Origin of the sequence: Kitasatospora sp. NPDC057692 (assembly GCF_042799475.1) — a bacterium.
In the GTDB taxonomy this organism is placed as follows: domain Bacteria; phylum Actinomycetota; class Actinomycetes; order Streptomycetales; family Streptomycetaceae; genus Kitasatospora.
In genome coordinates this window covers 132,201-151,771 of sequence record NZ_JBHVIV010000002.1, presented here as the reverse complement: position 1 = coordinate 151,771, position 19,571 = coordinate 132,201, and the positions used below count along the sequence as shown (strand labels likewise).

The window sequence follows — 19,571 nt, the reverse complement described above, 5'->3', positions numbered from 1 at the left end:
GCTCCGCCACCCGTCGATCGGGTGGCGGAGCCTCCGACAACGCGCCCGGTTCCGGTCAGGCCGTCTTCGCCATCGGCCGAGCACGGTCGTACAGGTCGCGCGCGTACCGGTTGCCCTGGTACGGCTTGATCATGGCCATCATTGACCGGAAGCGGTCGTCGGCCCGGCCGGACTGGACGGCAGGGTAGTCGTCCAGTGCTCGATGCCAGTCGGCGCAGGCTTCTTCGAGCCGGCCGGCCTGCAGCTTCCACTCGGCAAGCATGCCGGTCATCCGCACCCGGTTACGGACGTAGACGGAGTACCGCAGGCGATCGGACGTTTCCATGGCGGTGATGGCGCCGGTCTTGTCTCCGAGTTCCCACCGGACCTTCGCCTCGTGGTACGCCAGGGAGGACGGGTCATAAGAGCCGAACGCCTTGGCCTTGGACTCGGCCTGCTCCATCGCGACTTCCGCTATCCCCAGCTGGTACAGGGCTCCGGCCCTGTCGCCGGTCTGGGCTGCGGAGTGGGCCTGCTGCCCGGCGAGGAACGCCCGCATCCGAGGGCCGGCCTGCGGGGAGGCCGCTGAGGCGGCGTCCGCGAACCGCATGGCGGCACTGCCGTGGCCGAGATCGACGGCCTGGACGCTCATGCCTCGCAGGGTGGTGCAGTAGGTGAGGTGGTCACCCGCGTGCCCTGCCAGTTCCAAGGCCTTCATGTAGTAGCGCTGTGCCAGGGCATCATGGCGTTCGTCCATGGCCATGTAGCCGGTCAGGTAGCAGTGGTCGGCGGCGGCCGACAGCATCGCCTTGCGGACATCCTCGGTGGCTTCCGCCTGCAGGTACGGGGCGATGGTGTTCACCAGGAACGAGGCGGCCATCGGGCGGGCCATCCGGCCGCCGAACTGGTCGTCCAGATCGCTGATCCGCTCGGTCATCGCCATGACCGAGCGGACCTCCGCCATACCGGTCCGCATATGCGGGTTGGTTCGCAACATCTCGAACCGGCCGACCAGGTCGGGCCAGCCGGGGATGCCGAGGGCCACCGAGTACAGACCTGCCGTGAGGACTCCCCGCCGCGATGGGTCCATGTCCGCACTCCCCAAGTCGATCAGTCCCGACACCGTATCCGTCGACTGATCGGCGATGGCCGGTTTGTCGGAGAATCCGGCCTCGAAGGCAGTGATCGGCCGCTTGAGCTTCCGCGCCAGCGTCTCCAGCACCACCGGCAGGGCCTTCGCCACAGGCGAAGTGCCGCCGAGCCAGTGGGAGATGGCCGAGGCGTCGTACTTGAGTCGCTGCCCGGCTTCAGTGCCGGTCCGATTGACGGCCCGCGCCAGCTCGCCGTTCCCCCACACGGCTTCAGCCATCAACGCGGCGAGCTTGCGGTTCGGAGCACGGTCGGTTCGCACGACAGTTCCCTCTTGCAGGCGGGTTTCAAGGGTTTCAACTTCCCAGCTCAGTTCGACCATAGCCGACGACAGGGCGGAAATGTTGACTGTTCGTCATCGGCCAATCACCAGCCGTGGTGCGGCCAATCCCCTCTCCGCCCTTTCGAGGTACCCCCATGCTCAAGGCCCACCAGCCCCGAACGTTCGCCGCGCGCCTCGACTCGCGAAGCGAATCCGCCCCCTTCGCTCGGCACTTGCTCCGCGCCTACCTCTCCGCCCTCCCGACCGGCAACCGATACTCCGACGTCGCCGAGCTCCTCCTCGGCGAGCTGTTCGCCAATGCCGTGCAACACTCCAACGCCCCCAGCGACCGCCTCATCGAGATCCGCTTCGCCTTCGTCAACTCCCGCCTGCGCCTGGAGGTCCACGACGCCGGCAGCGGCCGCCCCTCCCTCCACGCCGCCACCCCGGACGACGAGCACGGACGCGGACTCTTCCTCGTCGACGAACTCGCCGAGCGCTGGGGCTGCTGCCCCCGCGCGGGCGGCGTCGGCAAGTTCGTCTGGGCCCTGATCGCCCCCACCCTCGCCCCGGTTCCCACCTTCGTCACCGCCTGAAGGCCCCCCGATGCCACAGCCCTGCCTCACCACCCTCGCCCGCCGAGCCCTCGGCCGTGCCGCGACCCCCGCCGAGACCTACGCCCTCCTCGCCCGCCGCACCCGGGCCGCCGCTCACGCCACCTGAACACCCGCGCGAGGCTGGTGTCAGTGCCGAGCCTCCCGATCTCACCCCGCCCTCAGCGACCAGCACTGCGCAGGAGGTCGACCCACCCGACTTCCTGCGCAGCCCCGCCCTTCGGGCCCGTCACCTCGACGACCGATCCGGCCGCACGCGGAAAGTCGGCCCCGCCGACCTCCCGCGCAGCCAAGGCACCAGCTGGCGGGTTCGCAGGGCGTAGAGGATCACCCGGTCCCCCCGGATCGGGGGTCATCACTCTGCAAACCTCGTCGGCAACGGGCGGTGCACATGGTCTCGATGTCTGGGGCGGCTTCCTCCACGGTCTCCCCGTGGAGGAAGCCGCGAGACGTTACGTCGTCCCCCACCCCCGCCGTGCCCGGTCCGGGGTCCTACCTGGAGCAGTCCGCCAGGCGCCGCCTGCACTCGGCAAGCGCCTGCGCCACCGTGCCGTGCTCATCGCCGTCGGCCGGGTCGAAGAACTCACCGGCGGCGACCAAGGCTGCCCAGAACTCCGCGGGCCGCCCCAGGCCGGCCCGCGGGCCGAACCGCGTGAGCGCCCGGAAGTTGCGCGCCAACTCACCTCTGACGAAGCCGCGCTGGAGGCTCAGGCAGTAGCCGCTCCCGAGGCCTCCCTGGGCGCGCAGCGCCGCCCGCAGATGCTCCTCGACCTCCTGCTCACGCTCGTCGAGCTGCTTCGGGACGTCGAACACACCGCCCATCTCCAGGAACTCGCCGTACAGGTCCTCCTCACCGGGCTCGAACGAGGCCTGGAGGTCCGGCTCGATGCCCAGCCGCTGCCGCAGCTGCCCCGGTTCGATCCCGAGCGCCAGCCCGACGGCCCGGGCGGCCTCCTCCCACCGTTCCGCCCCTGCGGCCAGCTCGCCGCAGACGGTGCCCGGCCCCGCCCCCGAGCGCAACCGCTCCCGGGCTTCCTCCACGAGAGCCGAACCACTCTCCACCACGCACCCCGCCCCTCCTCAGTCCCGTCCGGAGCAGCTTCGCATCCCGAACGACGACGCCCCGAGGCACCCCGCGGCGAGAGAGCAGGTCGGCCCCGGATCCGCCGCTACGCCGTCCCGGACGGCGAGGCCCACCAGGTCGCGGGGGACGCGGCGGTGTAGCCCAGGGACTCGTAGAGCGGGCGGCCCAGCTTCGAGGCGGTGAGGGTGGCGGGGAGGTCCGTCACGTGGGCGAGGGCGCCGAGCATGACGGCCCGGCCGACGCCGCGGGAGCGGAAGGCGGACGAGGTGGCGATCCAGTAGTGGCTGGCGATGCCGTCGGCCACGACGCTCACGCCGGCGCCTGCGGGCACGCCGTCGACCGAGGCGATGAACACGTCCACGCCCGGCTGCTCGATCAGCGCCGCCGGGAAGAGTTCGCCGGCGCGGTGGGGCTCGAATCTGTCGAGTTCGAAGCCCTCGATCACGATCCGCTCGGCCGCCCCGAGGTCCTCGGGCCGCCGCACCCGGGTCACGTCCAGGGCCGGGTCCTCGACGGGACCGGGCAGGCGCAGCATGACCGGCATCTGCCAGGTGCGCAGGCCCAGGTGGCTCAGGTCGGTCGCGTCGAAGGGGTCCTCGACGAGCACCGGACCTGCGGCCCGGCGGGTCAGCTCGCTCAACTCGGCCACTTCGCCCGGGTCGAGGTCGGGTTCCTGGACCAGGATCCGCAGGCCCGCACGCTCGTCGCCGTCGACGGCGACGAATCCGCGGTGCCGGATCACCTTGTGCCCCCGGGACTCGCCGGTGGCGGTCCAGAAGGCGGCGGAGTTGCGGGCCTGGAGCGTCGGCGCCTCGGCCACGAGCGCGGTCTGGCCGGTCGACCTGGATTCCGTAGTCATCGGGCCCACGGTAGTACGAAATTGACACTTTGACACCGGTTGATCAACTTCGGGCCGGCCGGGCCGACGCGACGCCTTGCCACGTCGGCCCGGCCGGGACGGTCAGAGCCGGCTGACCCAGTGCGGCTCGACGGTCATCCAGCCGCTGCCGCGGGCACCGTCGAGGCGGCCGGTGCTGGTGCGGGCCAGGGTGTACCAGGAGTCGATGGTTCGGGTAGTAGACCGTGCCGTCGTACTGGAGGTGGAACGCCTGGGCGGGCGCGGACCCGACCGGTCCGCGCCCGAACGCCGACGAGGACCCCCGGCCCGGTTCACCCGCCGCCGGAGAAGCCCCCGCCGGAGTTGGCCGAGCCCGAGCCGCCGTAGACCCAGCCGCCGGAGGGGGCGGGGGGCTTGCGGCGGACGCTTCGTTCGGTGCGACGCATGACGGGGACCCCGGCCGGGCCGAGCAGGTCATTCAAGGAGCGCTGGAGTGCGTCGACGTCGGTGCCGTCCGGCGCCCGGCGCGGGCCGTCGCCGCCGGTCGAGGTCACCACCGTGATGGTGAGGGTACGGGCGGCCGGCGCGGGGTCGTCCTCGTAGGGCTCCTCCACGCTCTCGTGCAACTGGATCCGCCGCAGGCCGGAGATCGGGGCCCAGGCATCGGCGCGGGCACCCCGGACGAAGCGCAGTTCGGTCGGCTCCCGGGCCGGGGCGAACTGCACCCGGCGGACCGACCGCAGCTCGGCGGCCGCGACGAACGGCCACAGCACCAGCACGGCGAACACCCACAGCACCGCACAGACGGTCACCGCACCCACGAAGGTGGCGCCGACGATCACCGCGACCCCCACGAGCAGCGCGCCGGCGGGCAGGAAGACCACGCCCACGGCGAGCAGGACGGCGAGCGTGCGCAGCACCAGGAGCCCGGCGGCGGGCCAGGAGCCCCCGCCCGGTTCGAGCACGAGGTCGACGGTGGTGCCGTCACGGCCGCGGCGGAGCACCTCATCGGCAGACATACCCGCCAGGGTAGGACCGCTCCCCGACACCGAGAAGGCCCCGGGCGCAGCCTCGACGAGGCTGCGCCCGGGGCCTGCCGACGGAGCGTCAGTGCGCGGCGGCCTCCCAGTCGGCGCCCACGCCGACCGAGACGTCCAGCGGCGCGCGCAGCGGGTAGGCGCCGGCCATCTGCTCGCGGACGACCGCCTCGACCGGCTCGCGCTCGCCCGGCGCCAGCTCCAGCACGATTTCGTCGTGCACCTGGAGCAGCATCCGGGAGGTCAGCCCGGCCGCGCGCAGCGCCTCGTCGACCCGCAGCATGGCGATCTTGACGATGTCGGCGGCCGAGCCCTGGATCGGGGCGTTGAGGGCCATCCGCTCGGCCATCTCGCGGCGCTGGCGGTTGTCGCTGTTGAGGTCCGGCAGGTAGCGGCGGCGGCCGAGCAGGGTCTCGGTGTAGCCGGTGGCCCGGGCCTCCTCGACGACCCGGTGCAGGTAGTCGCGCACGCCGCCGAACCGCTCGAAGTAGGTGTCCATCAGGCCCTGGGCCTCGGCGGGCTTGATGCCGAGCTGCTGGGAGAGCCCGTACGCGGAGAGGCCGTAGGCCAGGCCGTAGGACATCGCCTTGATCTTGCGGCGCATCTCGGCGTCGACGGCGCTGCCCGGCACCTCGAAGACCTGGGAGGCGACGGTGGTGTGCAGGTCCTCGCCGCTGGCGAAGGCCTCGATCAGCGCCGCGTCCTCGGAGAGGTGGGCCATGATCCGCAGCTCGATCTGCGAGTAGTCGGCGGTGAGCAGCGACTCGTAGCCCCCGCCGACGACGAAGGCGCGGCGGATCATCCGGCCCTCCTCGGTGCGCACCGGGATGTTCTGCAGGTTCGGGTCCTGCGAGGAGAGCCGGCCGGTGGCGGCGACCATCTGGTTGAAGGTGGTGTGGATGCGCCCGGCCGGGGAGACGGTCTTGAGCAGGCCCTCGACGGTGGTGCGCAGCTTGGCCTGGTCGCGGTGGCGCAGCAGGATGACCGGCAGTTCGTTGTCGGTCTGGGTGGCGAGCCAGGTGAGGGCGTCGGCGTCGGTGGTGTAGCCGGTCTTGATCTTCTTGGTCTTCGGCAGGGCCAGCTCGCCGAAGAGGATCTCCTGGAGCTGCTTGGGCGAACCGAGGTTGAACTCGTGGCCGGCCGCGGCGTGCGCCTCCTCGACCACGCGCTGGATCTCGGCGGCGAACTGGGCCTCCAGGCCGGTGAGCCAGTCGCGGTCGGCGGCGATGCCGGTGCGCTCCATGCGGGCGAGCAGGGCCGCGATCGGCAGCTCCATGTCGCGCAGCAGCTCGGTGGCGCCGACCTCGGCGAGGCGGGTCTCGAAGAGCGCGGCGAGGTCCAGCACGGCGCGGGCCTGGAGCATCAGCGCCTGGGCGTGCGCGGCCGGGTCCTCCTCGGGGGCGTCGAAGGCGAGCTGGCCGGACTCGGCGGCGGGGGCCGGGGCGAGCGAGCGGGCCAGGTACTCCTCGGCGAGCACCTCCAGGGTGAAGGTGCGGCGGCCGGGCTTCTCCAGGTAGGCGGCGAGGGCGGTGTCGGCGACGACGCCCTCGACGGTCCAGCCGCGCTCGGCGAAGGCCCGCATGACCTGCTTGGCGATGTGCAGGGCCTTGGGCGCGGCCGGGTCGGCCAGCCAGGCGGCGAAGGCCCGCTCGTCCTCCTCGGCGAGCAGCGCCGGGTCGAACCAGGCGGCGGTCTCTCCGGTCGCCAGCGCCACCTCGGTGACCTCGCCGCTGCCGAGCGCCCACTGGTAGACGGCGGCCAGCGCGACCGGGGACTTCCCGGCGGCGTGCTCCCGCAGCCAGGCGGCGAGGGTGCCGGGGTCGGTGAGCAGTTCGCCGTCGACCTCGACGCCGGGCGCCAGCTCGGCGGCCTCGGGCTCGGCGGCGGCCGGGTCGATGCCGAAGACGCGGTCGCGGAAGTTGGCGTTGCGGAACTCCAGCGACTCCATGAGCGCGCCGACGGCCGGCGCGTCGAACGGCGCGCGGGCCAGGTCGCCGACGCCCAGCGGGAGTTCGACGTCGCGGACCAGCTCGGTGAGGACGCGGTTGCGCTTGACCGAGTCGAGGTGCTCGCGCAGCTTCTCGCCGATCTTGCCCTTGACCTCGTCGGCGCGGGTGACCAGCTCGTCGAAGGAGCCGAACTGGTTGACCCACTTGGCGGCGGTCTTCTCGCCGACGCCGGGGATGCCGGGCAGGTTGTCGGACGGGTCGCCGCGCAGCGCGGCGAGGTCCGGGTACTGGCGGGGGGTGACACCGTACTTCTCGGCGACCTTCTCCGGGGTGTAGCGGGTCAGCTCGGAGACGCCCTTGGTCGGGTAGAGCACGGTGATGTGCTCGGTGACCAGCTGCAGGGAGTCGCGGTCGCCGGTGACGATGTCGACGTCGAAGCCGGCCGCCTCGGCGGCGGTGGCCAGGGTGGCGATGATGTCGTCGGCCTCGAAGCCCTCGGCGGTCAGCCGCGGCACGTTCATGGCGTCGAGCAGCTCGCCGATCAGGCCGACCTGGCTGCGGAACTCGTCCGGGGTCTTGGCCCGGTTGGCCTTGTAGTCGGGGAACTCGACCGAGCGGAAGGTCTGCCGGGAGAGGTCGAAGGCGACCGCGAGGTGGGTGGGGGCCTCGTCCCGGACGGTGTTGGCCAGCATCGAGGCGAAGCCGTACACCGCGTTGGTGGGCTGGCCGGTGGAGGTGTTGAAGTTCTCCACGGGCAGCGCGTAGAACGCCCGGTAGGCCATGGAGTGCCCGTCGAGCAGCATCAGGCGGGGCCGCGATCCGGTCCCGCCGCCACCCGGCGCGCCCTTGTCCGTACTCTGCGTAGCCACGTCAACGTCCGTTCCTGCCGATTCCACTACCGGCCACCGATCCTAGGGCCCGCCACCGACAAAAGGGGCATGCCGGGGGCGGGCACCCCCCGGGTGCGCTCACGCCCCCGGCGCCACACCCGCCTCCTCCCGTCACCACCTCTACCGCCGAGTAGGACGGTCGTACGATCACAGGCAGCACGACGACGTGACCCCCCGAGCGGCAGGAGCTCCCCCATGACCGATCCGGCCCCCGACGCGGCCGCCACCGCGCCCGACGCGGCTCCCGGCGCGACCCCCGACGGCACCGCCCAGGCCCCCCTCCTCCTCGACGTCTCGCCGGAGATGCTGGAGCACTTCGCCAAGCTCGGCGTGGACCCGGCCACCTTCTCCGGCGGGCTGCTCGGCGAGAAGCTGGGCATCCGGATCGTCGAGGCCTCCGGCGACCGGGTGGTCGGCACCATGCCGGTGGACGGCAACCAGCAGCCGTACGGCCTGCTGCACGGCGGCGCCTCGGCGGCGCTGGCCGAGACCCTGGGCTCGGTCGGCGCGATGCTGCACGCCGGCCCGGGCCGGTACGCCGTCGGCGTGGACCTCAACGCCACCCACCACCGCTCGGCCACCTCCGGTCTGGTCACCGGTGTGGCGACCGCGGTCTTCAAGGGCCGCACGGCCGCGACCTACGAGATCGCGATCACCGACGACACCGGCAAGCGGGTCACCAGCTGCCGCCTCACCTGCATGCTGCGCGACCTCTGACCCGATCCATCGTCAAATCCCTTGCCCGCCCCCTTGTTTGACCTTCGACCGCCCTGGGCAGTCGTTGGTCTGGACAAGGGGGCGGCGGCATGTCCGGGCATTTCCACCGATGTAACACTGCGTAACAAGTAGGACATCCAAGCAACTGACAGTGCCGGAGGCCGAAGCGGACGAAAGCGGCCTGTCGGCCACACCTTCGTCCGATATCCGGACGCCTATGCCCGCCGCCAGCACCGTGAACACCAATGTCCGATTATCGGCGAGGCCAGGAGTCACCTGCCCTTCTACGCCTTACATAGGGCGAGTTGGGAACGAAGCCCCCGGCACCAACGGATCGATCGGGCCGGAACGACCACATATTGAGACGCCTTCTCTGTGTGCTCATAACAAGAGAATCACAGCCTCGCCGCACCACTGCCCGAGCCGCCGACCGACATCTAGAGTCACGGCCAGTCACCGCGCCAAACGGAATGGGCCAGGCCCACCGCGCATCCAGGCTCCCGCCGTTCAGGCGCGGCGCCCTCCTGAACCGAAGGGGACCCCCGTGCGTCATCGTTCAGCAGTTGTCGTGAGCATTGCCGTGATCGGCGCCCTCACCCTCACCGCGTGCGGTTCCCGCGACGACAAGAAGTCCGGGGACAGCGGCAAGGGCGGCGGCTCCACCACCACCGTCGTCATCGGCATCGACGCCCCGCTCACCGGCGACCTCTCCGCCCTCGGCCTGGGCATCCGCAACTCCGTCGACCTCGCGGTCCGGCAGGCCAACGAGAAGAACGAGGTCCCCGGCGTCAAGTTCGAGATCAAGGCCCTCGACGACACCGGCAAGCCCGCCCCCGGCCAGCAGAACGCCACCCAGCTGGTCGGCGACAAGAACGTCATCGGCGTCGTCGGCCCGCTCAACTCCAGCGTCGCGCAGTCGATGCAGCAGATCTTCAACGACGCCAACCTCGTCCAGGTCTCCCCCGCCAACACCGGCGTCGCCCTCAGCCAGGGCGAGAAGTGGGCCACCGGCGAGAAGTCCCGCCCGTTCAAGAGCTACTTCCGCACCGCCACCACCGACGCCGTCCAGGGCCCCTTCGCCGCCGACTACCTGGTCAAGGACGCCAAGAAGACCAAGGTCTTCCTCATCGACGACCAGAAGACCTACGGCGCCGGCCTCGCCGCCACCTTCAAGGGCCAGTTCCTCAAGAACGGCGGCCAGATCGTCGGCGAGGAGCACGTCAACCCCGACGACCGCGACTTCGCCGCCGTCGTCACCAAGGTCAAGTCCTCCGGCGCCGAAGCCGTCTACTACGGCGGCGAGTACCCCGCCGCCGGCCCGCTCTCCCTCCAGCTCAAGGACGCCGGCGTCAGCATCCCCCTGATGGGCGGCGACGGCATCCAGAGCGGCGACTTCATCAAGCTCAACCCCAAGGGCCAGGGCGACCTCGCCACCGCCGTCGGCCTGCCCGTCGAACAGCTCCCCACCGCCGCCAAGTTCATCGCCGACTACAAGGCCGCCGGCTTCAAGGACGCCTACGAGACCTACGGCGGCTACTCCTACGACAGCGCCTGGGCCATCATCCAGGGCGTCAAGGCCGTCGTCGCCGCCAACAACAACAAGCTGCCCGACAGCCCCCGCGCCAAGGTCGTCGAGGCCGTCCAGAAGGTCACCTTCGAGGGCGTCACCGGCAAGGTCTCCTTCGACCAGTTCGGCGACACCACCAACAAGCAGCTCACCGTCTACACCGTCAAGGACGGCAAGTGGGCCGTGGAGAAGTCCGGCACCTTCAACGGCTGACCCCGACCTGACCCCACGTCAGGCGCACTGAAGCACACCGGAATCACCCCGCGCGGGGGCGCCACGAGTGCCCCCGCGCGCACCCGCATCCACCACCCACGGACACCCCACACGCACAACGGAGGCCCAGCGGTGCACGACCTACCGCAGCAGCTGGCCAACGGCCTGATCCTCGGCGCCCTCTACGGGCTCGTCGCGATCGGCTACACGATGGTCTACGGCATCGTCCAGCTCATCAACTTCGCCCACGGCGAGATCGTCATGGTCGGCGGCTTCGGCGCCCTGACCGCCTACCTCGCCCTCCCCGGCGGCACCACCCTGTGGCTGGCCCTACCGCTGATGCTGATCGCCGGCATCCTGGTCTCCACCCTCACCGCCGTCGCCGCCGAACGCTTCGCCTACCGGCCCCTGCGCACGGCACCCCGGCTCGCCCCGCTGATCACCGCGATCGGCCTGTCCATCGCCCTGCAGCAACTCGTCTTCGCCTTCTACCCCGACGCCAAGAAGGCCCGGGTCTTCCCGAAGATCCCCGGCGACCCCTTCGAAATCGGCTCCGTCGCCATCCAGCGCAGCGACCTCTTCCTCATCGCCGCCGCCCCGCTCTGCATGATCGCCCTCGGCTGGTTCGTCACCCGCACCCGCTCCGGCCGCGCCATGCAGGCCACCAGCCAGGACCCCGACACCGCCAAGCTCATGGGCATCGACACCGACCGGATCATCGTCATGGCCTTCGCCATCGGCGCCGCCTTCGCCGCCGTCGCCGCCGTCGCCTACGGCCTGCGCAGCGGCCAGGTCGACTTCCGGATGGGCTTCCTGCTCGGCCTCAAGGCCTTCACCGCCGCCGTCCTCGGCGGCATCGGCAACATCTACGGCGCCATGCTCGGCGGCATCACCCTCGGCCTCGCCGAAGCCCTCGCCACCGGCTACATCCAGCACCTGCCCGGCATGCACCTCTTCGGAGGCGGCGCCTGGAAGGACGTCTGGGCCTTCGTACTCCTCATCGTCGTCCTGCTCGTCCGGCCCCAGGGCCTGCTCGGCGAGCGCGTCGCGGACAGGGCGTGAGCACCATGACCACCACCAGCACCGAAACCACCCCGGTCATCCCGCTGCCCGGCCGCACCGCCGCCCTGCTCACCGGCCTCGGCGCCCTCGCCGTCACCGGCTCCGCCCTGATGTCCTGGACCTGGACCTCCGACTACCCCGGCGACCTCACCTACTACGGCTCCCCGGCCGGCCTCCAGTGGCTCGCCCTCATCGCCGGACTGGTCACCCTCCTCCTGCTGCTCGCCACCCAGGGCGTCCCCGGACTGCGCTGGGCCGCCCCCCGGCACAGCCACAACGCCGTCCTGTTCGCCGCCACCGGCGCCCTCGCCATCGGCTGGTTCTCCGCACTCTCCATCGCCAACGAGCTCGGCGGCCTCGCCAACCTCGAAGCCGGCGGCTGGGTCCTCGCCGCCGGCTCCCTGCTCGCCGTCGCCGGCGCCCTCGGACTGCCCCTGGACCGGCGCACCGCCGTCCCGCTGCGCATCCTCGACCGACGGCTCTTCCTGCTCGTCCCGATCGCCCCCGCCGTCTGGTTCGCCACCCACGCGATCCCCGACGACAAACCCGTCGCCCCCGTGCTCACCGCCCTCGCCGGCGGCCTCGCCATCGCCACCGGCGGCGTCCTGCTCGTCCAGCTCGGCCACCTCGCCAACACCTGGCTGCGGCTCGGCACCGTCCAGCGCCCGCTGCCCGCCCCCCGCGAACTGCCCTCCTGGGCCGAGGTCGGCCTCATCGTCGTCGCCTTCGCCGCCGGCCTGTTCGCCATCACCTTCGGCATCGACACCGAGTACGGCGAACTCTTCACCGGCTACCTCCTGCTCGCCGCCGCCGTCGTCACCGCGCTCGGCCGCTCCGGCCTGATCGCCCGGCTGCGCGCGCTGACCGTCAAGTACCAGGCGGTCACCACCGGCGCCGCCTTCGCCGCCGCCGCCAGCTTCCCCTTCACCCAGACCAGCGACCAGTACACCTCCGTCGCCACCAACATCCTGATCTTCGCCACCGTCGCCCTCGGCCTCAACATCGTCGTCGGCCTCGCCGGCCTGCTCGACCTCGGCTACGTCGCCTTCCTCGGCGTCGGCGCCTACAGCGCCGCCCTGGTCTCCGGCTCCCCCGCCTCGCCGATCCACGTCCAGTTCCCGTTCTGGGCCGCCGTGCTCACCGGCGCCGTCGTCTCCATGGTCTTCGGCGTCGTCATCGGCGCCCCCACCCTGCGACTGCGCGGCGACTACCTCGCCATCGTCACCCTCGGCTTCGGCGAGATCTTCCGCATCACCATGCTCAACCTCAACGGCACCACCGGCCCCAAGATCACCAACGGCTCCAACGGCATCCCCCGGATCCCCGACCTGCAGATCCTCGGCTGGGACCTCGGCAAGCCCACCACCGTCTTCGGCGTCGAACTCGGCCGGTTCTCCAACTACTACCTGCTGATGCTGCTCGTCACCGCCCTCGTCGTACTGGTCTTCGCCCGCGTCGGCAACTCCCGCATCGGCCGCGCCTGGGTCGCCATCCGCGAGGACGAGACCGCCGCCGAGGCCATGGGCATCAACGGCTTCCGCCTCAAGCTCCTCGCCTTCGCCCTCGGCGCCTGCCTCGCCGGCCTCGCCGGCACCGTCCAGGCCCACGTCAGCTACACCGTCACCCCCGACCAGTACACCTTCGCCGAAGCCCTGCCGCCCAACTCCGCCTTCCTGCTCGCCGCCGTCATCCTCGGCGGCATGGGCACCATCAGCGGCCCGCTCGCCGGCGCCACCCTCCTCTTCCTCATCCCCAAGAAGCTGGAATTCCTCGCCGACTACCAGCTGCTCGCCTTCGGCATCGCCCTCATCGTCCTGATGCGCGTCCGCCCCGAAGGCCTCATCCCCAACCGGCGCCGCCAGCTGGAGTTCCACGAGGCCGCCATCCCCGCGCAGCCCACCGGCGACACCGTCGCCCTCACCAAGGCAGGGGCGTGACCCCCCGATGACCACCACCAACGCCCCCGCAGCCGCCGGCGCCGCACCCGGCACCGCCGACCCCCTGCTCGACGTCTCCGGCGTCACCATGCGCTTCGGCGGCCTCACCGCCGTCAACAACGTCTCCCTCACCGTCGGCCGCGGCGAGATCATCGGACTCATCGGCCCCAACGGCGCCGGCAAGACCACCTTCTTCAACTGCCTCACCGGCCTCTACGTCCCCACCGAGGGCACCGTCAGCTACCAGGGCACCGTCCTGCCGCCCAAGCCCCACCTCGTCACCCAGGCCGGCATCGCCCGCACCTTCCAGAACATCCGGCTCTTCGCCAACATGACCGTCCTGGAGAACGTCCAGGTCGGCCGGCACAGCCGGATGCGCCAGGGCCTGCTCTCCGCCGTCCTGCGCGGCCCCGGCTTCCACCGCTCCGAGGCCGAGAGCCGCGAGCTCGCCATGGAACTCCTGGAGTTCACCGGCCTCGCCGGCAAGGCCGACCACCTCGCCCGCAACCTCCCCTACGGCGAACAGCGCAAGCTGGAGATCGCCCGCGCCCTCGCCTCCGACCCCGGCCTGCTGCTCCTCGACGAGCCCACGGCCGGCATGAACCCCCAGGAGACCCGCGCCGCCGAGGAACTCGTCTTCGCCATCCGCGACCGGGGCGTCTCCGTCCTCGTCATCGAGCACGACATGCGCTTCATCTTCAACCTCTGCGACCGCACCGCCGTGCTCGTCCAGGGCCAGAAGATCGTCGAGGGCGACCGCGAGACCGTCCAGAACGACGAACGCGTCATCACCGCCTACCTCGGTGCCCCGCTCGAAGGCACCGCGCTCGAAGGCACCGCCCCCGTTACGGAGACCGACCAGTGACCGCACTCCTCGAGGTCCAGGACCTCCGCGTCGCCTACGGCAAGATCGAGGCCGTCAAGGGCATCAGCTTCACCGTCAACCAGGGCGAGGTCACCACCCTGATCGGCACCAACGGCGCCGGCAAGACCACCACCCTGCGCACCCTCTCGGGCCTGCTCAAGCCCACCGCCGGCAGCATCACCTTCGCCGGCCAACCGCTCACCGCCGTCCCCGCCCACAAGATCGTCGCCCTCGGCCTCGCCCACTCCCCCGAGGGCCGGCACATCTTCCCGCGCATGACCATCGAGGAGAACCTCCTCCTCGGCGCCTTCCTGCGCAGCGACACCGACGGCATCACCCGGGACGTCGAGCGGGCCTACGGCCTCTTCCCCATCCTCGGCGAGCGCCGCAAGCAGGCCGCCGGCACGCTCTCCGGCGGCGAGCAGCAGATGCTCGCCATGGGGCGGGCGCTGATGTCGCGGCCCAAGCTGCTGATGCTCGACGAGCCCTCGATGGGCCTCTCGCCGCTGATGATGCAGAAGATCATGGCGACCATCGTCGAGCTCAAGGCCGACGGCACCACCATCCTGCTGGTCGAGCAGAACGCCCAGGCCGCGCTCTCCCTCTCCGACCGCGGCTACGTGATGGAGACCGGCAGCATCGTCCTCCAGGGCACCGGCGCCGACCTCCTGCACGACGAGTCGGTCCGCAAGGCCTACCTCGGCGAGGACTGACCCGCCCGGCCCCGCACCTCCCCGCTCCCCGCTCCCCGCTCCCCGCTCCCCGCTCCCCGCTCCACGGCGAAGGGCCCGGCGTTCACCGCCGGGCCCTTCGCCATCCGCTACTCCGCGGGACCCTCGGCCTCCTCGGCCTTCTTGCGGTCCTGCGCGGCGCCCTCCTCGATGACCGCCTCGGCCACCGCCGCCATCGTCATCCGGCGGTCCATCGACGTCTTCTGGATCCACCGGAACGCGGCCGGCTCGTTCAGCCCGAACTTGGTCTGCAGCACGCTCTTCGCCCGGTCCACCAGCTTCCGGGTCTCCAGCCGCTGGGTGAGATCCGCGATCTCCTCCTCCAGCGTCCGCATCTCCGTGTACCGGGACACCGCCATCTCGATCGCGGGCACCAGGTCGCTCTTGGAGAACGGCTTGACGATGTACGCCATCGCCCCCGCGTCCCGCGCCCGGTCCACCAGCTCCCGCTGCGAGAACGCGGTCAGCATCAGCACCGGCGCCAGGTGCTGCTCGTGGATCTGCTCGGCCGCGGACAACCCGTCCAGCACCGGCATCTTCACGTCCAGGATCGCCAGGTCCGGCTTCAGCTCCTGCACCAGCCGGACCGCCGTAGCGCCGTCCCCGGCCTCCCCGACGACGGTGTACCCCTCCTCCTCCAGCATCTCCTTCAGATCGAGACGGATCAGCGCCTCGTCCTCGGCGATCACAATCCGGGTGATCTGGGGCGAATCGGTCTCAAGCGGCTCAGCCTGCTCGTCGGCGGTGCTCACGGGGCTCCTCGTTCCGGCGGGGTACTGCATGCACGAGGGTACCTAGACACGGTATGTTTGAGACATGACGCGAAGGCAACCACCTTCGAATCATAGGCCCCGATAGCCCAATCGGCAGCAGGCGATGGTCTCAAACACCATACAGTGTGGGTTCGAATCCCACTCGGGGCACTTTTCCTTCGAATTGAAGGAAGCTGAATTCAGTGCAACGGTTATGGCCGCCCACTCGTTCGAGTGAGCGGCCACCCATTTGTCCGGCAGTCCCCCGACAACGCCACAGGATCGTGCGTATGCACGAACCATCCGTACGCGAGCAAGCCGTCCAGCTCATGCGCAGCGGCGTCGGGACCGCGGAGACCGCTCGCCGCCTGGGTGCCCCGCGCGGCACCGTTTCCTGGTGGAAGCACCAGGACCTCGCCAAGCACGGTCGGCTGCCCGGTCGCAAACAGTCCACCTGCACACACTGCTTCGGCGACGAGCTGAACAGGCCGGCGTACTCCTACCTGCTCGGGCTCTACCTGGGCGACGGCCACATCAGCCACCCCGCACAGCACAGAATCCCCAGCCTGTTCATCACCTGCGACGACAAGTGGCCCGGGATCATGGACTCCGCCGAATCCGCCGTACGACAGGTCTTCCCCGCCCTCACTCCCTGCCGCGTACGGAAGCGCGGCTGCCACAACGTCAAGGTGTACTCGAAGCACCTGTACTGCCACTTCCCCCAGCACGGGCCCGGCAAGAAGCACGAGCGCACGATAGCCCTGGAGCCCTGGCAGCAGGAGATCGTCGACGCCCACCCCTGGGAGTTCCTGCGCGGGCTGATCCACTCCGACGGCTGCCGGATCACCAACTGGACGACCCGCACCGTCGGCGGCGTCCAGAAGCGCTACGAGTACCCGCGCTACTTCTTCACCAACACCTCGACCGACATCGTCCGCCTCTTCACCGACGCGCTCGACGCGGTCGGTGTGCAGTGGAAGGCCTCGGTCCCCCGACCGACCGGCCAGGTCAACGTCTCCGTCGCCCGCAAGGAGTCCGTGGCGCTCATGGACGCCCACATCGGCCCCAAGCACTGAGGCCGGCGCGGCCCCCTCGCGGAGGGCCGTGCCGGCGGGGCGGGTCAGTCCAGGGTGCCCACGTGGTGGACGCGGACGAGGTTGGTGGAGCCGGCGAGGCCGGGCGGGGAGCCGGCGGTGATGACGACGATGTCGCCCTTCTGGCAGCGACCGAGGGAGAGCAGGGCGGCGTCGACCTGTTCGACCATCTCGTCGGTGGTGGAAGCGAAGGGGCCGAGGAAGGTCTCCACGCCCCAGGTGAGGGCGAGTTGGCTGCGGACGGCCGGTTCGTAGGTGAAGGCCAGGACGGGGATCGGCGAGCGGTAGCGGGTCAGCCGGCGGGCGGTGTCGCCGGACTGGGTGAAGGCGATCAGGTACTTGGCGTGCAGGAAGTCGCCGATCTCCGCGGCCGCCCGGGCGACGGCGCCGCCCTGGGTGCGGGGCTTGTTGCTCGGGGTGAGCGGCGGCAGTCCGTCGGCGAGGATGTCCTGCTCGGCGGCCTCGATGATCCGCCCCATCGTGCGGACCGTCTCGGACGGGTACTTCCCGACCGAGGTCTCCCCGGAGAGCATCACCGCGTCGGTGCCGTCGAGGACGGCGTTGGCGACGTCGGAGGCCTCCGCGCGGGTGGGCCGGGAGGAGTTGATCATCGAGTCCAGCATCTGGGTCGCCACGATGACCGGCTTGGCGTTCCGCCGGGCCAGGGTGACCGCCCGCTTCTGGACCATCGGCACGTCCTCCAGCGGCATCTCGACCCCGAGGTCGCCGCGGGCCACCATGACACCGTCGAAGCGGTCGACGATGGAGTCGAGGTTCTGCACCGCCTGCGGCTTCTCGATCTTGGCGATGACCGGGACCCGGCGCCCCTCCTCGTCCATCACCCGATGGACGTCCTCGACGTCCCGCCCGCTGCGGACGAAGGAGAGCGCGACGAGGTCGGCCCCGGCCCGCAGGGCCCAGCGCAGGTCGGCGATGTCCTTCTCGCTCAGCGCGGGCACCGAGACGGCGACCCCGGGGAGGTTGAGGCCCTTGTGGTCGGAGACCAGGCCGCCCTCGACGACGGTGCAGCGGACCCGCGGTCCGGCCACCTCGACGACCTCCAGGGTGACCCGCCCGTCGTCGACGAGGATCAGCTCACCTGCGGTGACGTCCCCGGCGAGCCCCGGGTAGGTGGTGCCGCAGCCGTTCTGGTCTCCCTCGACGCCATTGTCGGTGGAGATGGTGAACTCGTCGCCGCGTTCGAGAAGTACCGGGCCTTCGGCGAAGGCCCCGAGGCGGATCTTCGGGCCTTGAAGGTCGACGAGCACACCGACGCTGCGGCCGGTCTCGTCGGCGGCCTTGCGGACCCGGCGGTAGCGCTCCTCGTGCTCGGTGTGCGAGCCATGGCTCAGATTGAATCGGGCGATGTCCATCCCGGCGTCGACCAGGGACTTGATCTGGTCGTAGGTGTCGGTGGCGGGCCCGAGGGTACAGACGATTTTTGCTCGGCGCATACTGCTGAGAGTAGGCATTACCGGCGCGTAACGTCGATGCGGGTCCGGACAACGGGATGGCCGTTGCCATAAGGAGAGTTGAACAATCTGACACAACGTCGGACCTCCGTGCGAGAGGTTCCCCGGAGTCGCCCGCACCCGCTCCCCGATGCGATTCCGTGAAGGTGTGTTCACCTCCGGTTCACCGTCACTTCCACCGCCGCACGTGGCACGGCGGGACGCTCTTCACCCCGGTGCGATGCCGGGGTCCGGAAGTGGTTCCAATGAGGGGGAAGCGTCCGGTATGAAGCGTGCGTTCGGGGTGCTGGCGGCTCTGGTGCTGCTCGGGGGGGTGGCGTTCGCCCTGCTGAAACCGTCGTCCGACGGCTCCGGGCCGAAGACCGTCACCATCTCAGGTCTCATCGGCTCGGAGAAACAGGACTTCTTCCAGGACAAGGACGTCAAGGCCGAACTCGCGGCCCAGGGCCTGGTCGTGAACACCCTGTCCGTCGGCTCCTGGCAGATGGTCGACAAGCTGGACGGGCAGGCCTTCGCCTTCCCCGCCAGCCAGGCGCCGGCCGACAAGATCCGTGAGAAGAAGGGCATCACCGAGCTGGTCCCGGCACCGTTCTACTCGCCGCTGGTGGTCGTGGCCCACGAGGCGACCGCCCAGGCGCTGAAGGCGAGCGGGCTGGCGGCCGAGGACCCCGCCACCCATGTGTGGAGCCTCAAGATGGACGCCTACCGGGACGCGCTGCGCACCAACAGGACCTGGGAGCAGCTCTTCGGCGGCCAGCCCAAGGGCGAGCTGCGCGGGACGGTCCTGCTGTCCACCACCGACCCGAACGCCTCCTCCTCCGGGGCGATGTACCTGGCGCTGCTCTCCTCCCTGGAGAACCGCGGCCCGGTGTCGAGCGACGCGGAGGTGGACGGCGTCAAGGACCTCCTGCGCACGGCGATCACCAAGCAGGGGTCGATGCAGCAGTCCACCGACCTGCTGTTCAAGGAGTTCACCTCGGGGGGCGGGAAGCCGCTCTCCCTCGTGTACGAGTCGGAGGCGGCCGAGCTGGTCCTGCAGAACAAGGCCCCGTCCGACACGGTGGTGCTCTACCCGGACACCACGATCTTCTCGGACCACACCCTGGTCGGGCTCAACCCGGACGGGCGGAAGCTGGCCGGGCTGCTGCAGACCAACGCCAAGCTGCGGGAGGCCGCGACCCGGCACGGCTTCCGCATCCAGGGGGACGTCGCGGCGTTCGGCACCCAGCTCAAGAGCAAGGACGATTCGTTCCACCTGGCACCGAGCCTGCGCGAGTCGGGAATCGTCAGCGCCGGCATCCCGAAGTACGACGTGCTGAAGAAGCTGACCGACTTCGCGACGAAGCCGTGACCGGGGGG

General features: G+C 70.7%; 16 protein-coding genes and 1 tRNA gene. 10 read left to right on the top strand and 7 right to left on the bottom strand.

The genetic code is table 11. The features are described from left to right. Positions 1 to 55: 55 nt before the first annotated feature. Positions 56 to 1,348: a tetratricopeptide repeat protein gene (locus tag ACFVFS_RS01805; protein ID WP_380619136.1), complete on the bottom strand. Its 1,293-nt coding sequence runs from the start codon at positions 1,346 to 1,348 to the stop codon at positions 56 to 58. Between the two features lie 197 nt (positions 1,349 to 1,545). Between ACFVFS_RS01805 and ACFVFS_RS01800 the strand changes: the two genes are divergently transcribed. Next, positions 1,546 to 1,986, top strand: a complete 441-nt coding sequence (locus ACFVFS_RS01800) for an ATP-binding protein (protein ID WP_380618970.1) — start codon at positions 1,546 to 1,548, stop codon at positions 1,984 to 1,986. A 510-nt stretch (positions 1,987 to 2,496) separates the two neighbouring features. Here ACFVFS_RS01800 and ACFVFS_RS01795 read toward each other — a convergent pair. From ACFVFS_RS01795 to polA, 4 genes are all read right to left on the bottom strand, one after another. Next, complete coding sequence (locus ACFVFS_RS01795) at positions 2,497 to 3,045, bottom strand: hypothetical protein (RefSeq protein ID WP_380618968.1); 549 nt, start codon at positions 3,043 to 3,045, stop codon at positions 2,497 to 2,499. 128 nt (positions 3,046 to 3,173) lie between these two features. Beyond that, complete coding sequence (locus ACFVFS_RS01790) at positions 3,174 to 3,947, bottom strand: GNAT family N-acetyltransferase (protein ID WP_380618966.1); 774 nt, start codon at positions 3,945 to 3,947, stop codon at positions 3,174 to 3,176. Between the two features lie 311 nt (positions 3,948 to 4,258). Continuing rightward, positions 4,259 to 4,945 (bottom strand): hypothetical protein, encoded by a 687-nt coding sequence (locus tag ACFVFS_RS01785; RefSeq protein ID WP_380618964.1) that lies wholly within the window; start codon positions 4,943 to 4,945, stop codon positions 4,259 to 4,261. Positions 4,946 to 5,033: 88 nt separating this feature from the next. Next, complete coding sequence (gene polA / locus ACFVFS_RS01780) at positions 5,034 to 7,715, bottom strand: DNA polymerase I (RefSeq protein ID WP_380619134.1); 2,682 nt, start codon at positions 7,713 to 7,715, stop codon at positions 5,034 to 5,036. A 390-nt stretch (positions 7,716 to 8,105) separates the two neighbouring features. On the opposite strand from polA, the gene ACFVFS_RS01775 reads away from it, so the two are divergent. From ACFVFS_RS01775 to ACFVFS_RS01750, 6 genes are all read left to right on the top strand, one after another. After that, entirely contained in the window at positions 8,106 to 8,519 is a 414-nt protein-coding gene (locus ACFVFS_RS01775) for a PaaI family thioesterase (protein ID WP_376084374.1), read from the top strand. Positions 8,520 to 9,063: 544 nt separating this feature from the next. Then, positions 9,064 to 10,299, top strand: coding sequence for a branched-chain amino acid ABC transporter substrate-binding protein (locus ACFVFS_RS01770; RefSeq protein ID WP_380618962.1), 1,236 nt, complete (start codon positions 9,064 to 9,066; stop codon positions 10,297 to 10,299). A 132-nt stretch (positions 10,300 to 10,431) separates the two neighbouring features. Further along, entirely contained in the window at positions 10,432 to 11,361 is a 930-nt protein-coding gene (locus ACFVFS_RS01765; protein WP_380618960.1) for a branched-chain amino acid ABC transporter permease, read from the top strand. Positions 11,362 to 11,366: 5 nt separating this feature from the next. Beyond that, positions 11,367 to 13,298, top strand: a complete 1,932-nt coding sequence (locus ACFVFS_RS01760; protein WP_380619131.1) for a branched-chain amino acid ABC transporter permease — start codon at positions 11,367 to 11,369, stop codon at positions 13,296 to 13,298. 7 nt (positions 13,299 to 13,305) lie between these two features. After that, entirely contained in the window at positions 13,306 to 14,163 is an 858-nt protein-coding gene (locus tag ACFVFS_RS01755) for an ABC transporter ATP-binding protein (protein WP_380618958.1), read from the top strand. Further along, positions 14,160 to 14,876 (top strand): ABC transporter ATP-binding protein, encoded by a 717-nt coding sequence (locus ACFVFS_RS01750; protein WP_380618956.1) that lies wholly within the window; start codon positions 14,160 to 14,162, stop codon positions 14,874 to 14,876. Before ACFVFS_RS01755 ends, ACFVFS_RS01750 begins: the two co-directional genes overlap by 4 nt. Positions 14,877 to 14,983: 107 nt before the next feature. Here ACFVFS_RS01750 and ACFVFS_RS01745 read toward each other — a convergent pair whose 3' ends face one another. Further along, a complete protein-coding gene (locus tag ACFVFS_RS01745; RefSeq protein WP_380618954.1) occupies positions 14,984 to 15,646 on the bottom strand; it encodes an ANTAR domain-containing response regulator in 663 nt (220 codons plus the stop codon). A 96-nt stretch (positions 15,647 to 15,742) separates the two neighbouring features. Between ACFVFS_RS01745 and ACFVFS_RS01740 the strand changes: the two genes are divergently transcribed. Both ACFVFS_RS01740 and ACFVFS_RS01735 read left to right on the top strand, forming a co-directional pair. Then, a tRNA-Leu gene (locus ACFVFS_RS01740) sits at positions 15,743 to 15,817 on the top strand. 113 nt (positions 15,818 to 15,930) lie between these two features. Next, a complete protein-coding gene (locus ACFVFS_RS01735) occupies positions 15,931 to 16,722 on the top strand; it encodes a helix-turn-helix domain-containing protein (RefSeq protein WP_380618952.1) in 792 nt (263 codons plus the stop codon). Positions 16,723 to 16,766: 44 nt separating this feature from the next. Here ACFVFS_RS01735 and pyk read toward each other — a convergent pair whose 3' ends face one another. After that, positions 16,767 to 18,194, bottom strand: a complete 1,428-nt coding sequence (gene pyk, locus ACFVFS_RS01730; protein WP_380618950.1) for a pyruvate kinase — start codon at positions 18,192 to 18,194, stop codon at positions 16,767 to 16,769. Positions 18,195 to 18,477: 283 nt separating this feature from the next. On the opposite strand from pyk, the gene ACFVFS_RS01725 reads away from it, so the two are divergent. Beyond that, on the top strand, positions 18,478 to 19,563 hold the full coding sequence (locus tag ACFVFS_RS01725) for a hypothetical protein (RefSeq protein ID WP_380618948.1): 1,086 nt from the start codon (positions 18,478 to 18,480) through the stop codon (positions 19,561 to 19,563). The last annotated feature ends 8 nt before the right edge of the window (positions 19,564 to 19,571 follow it).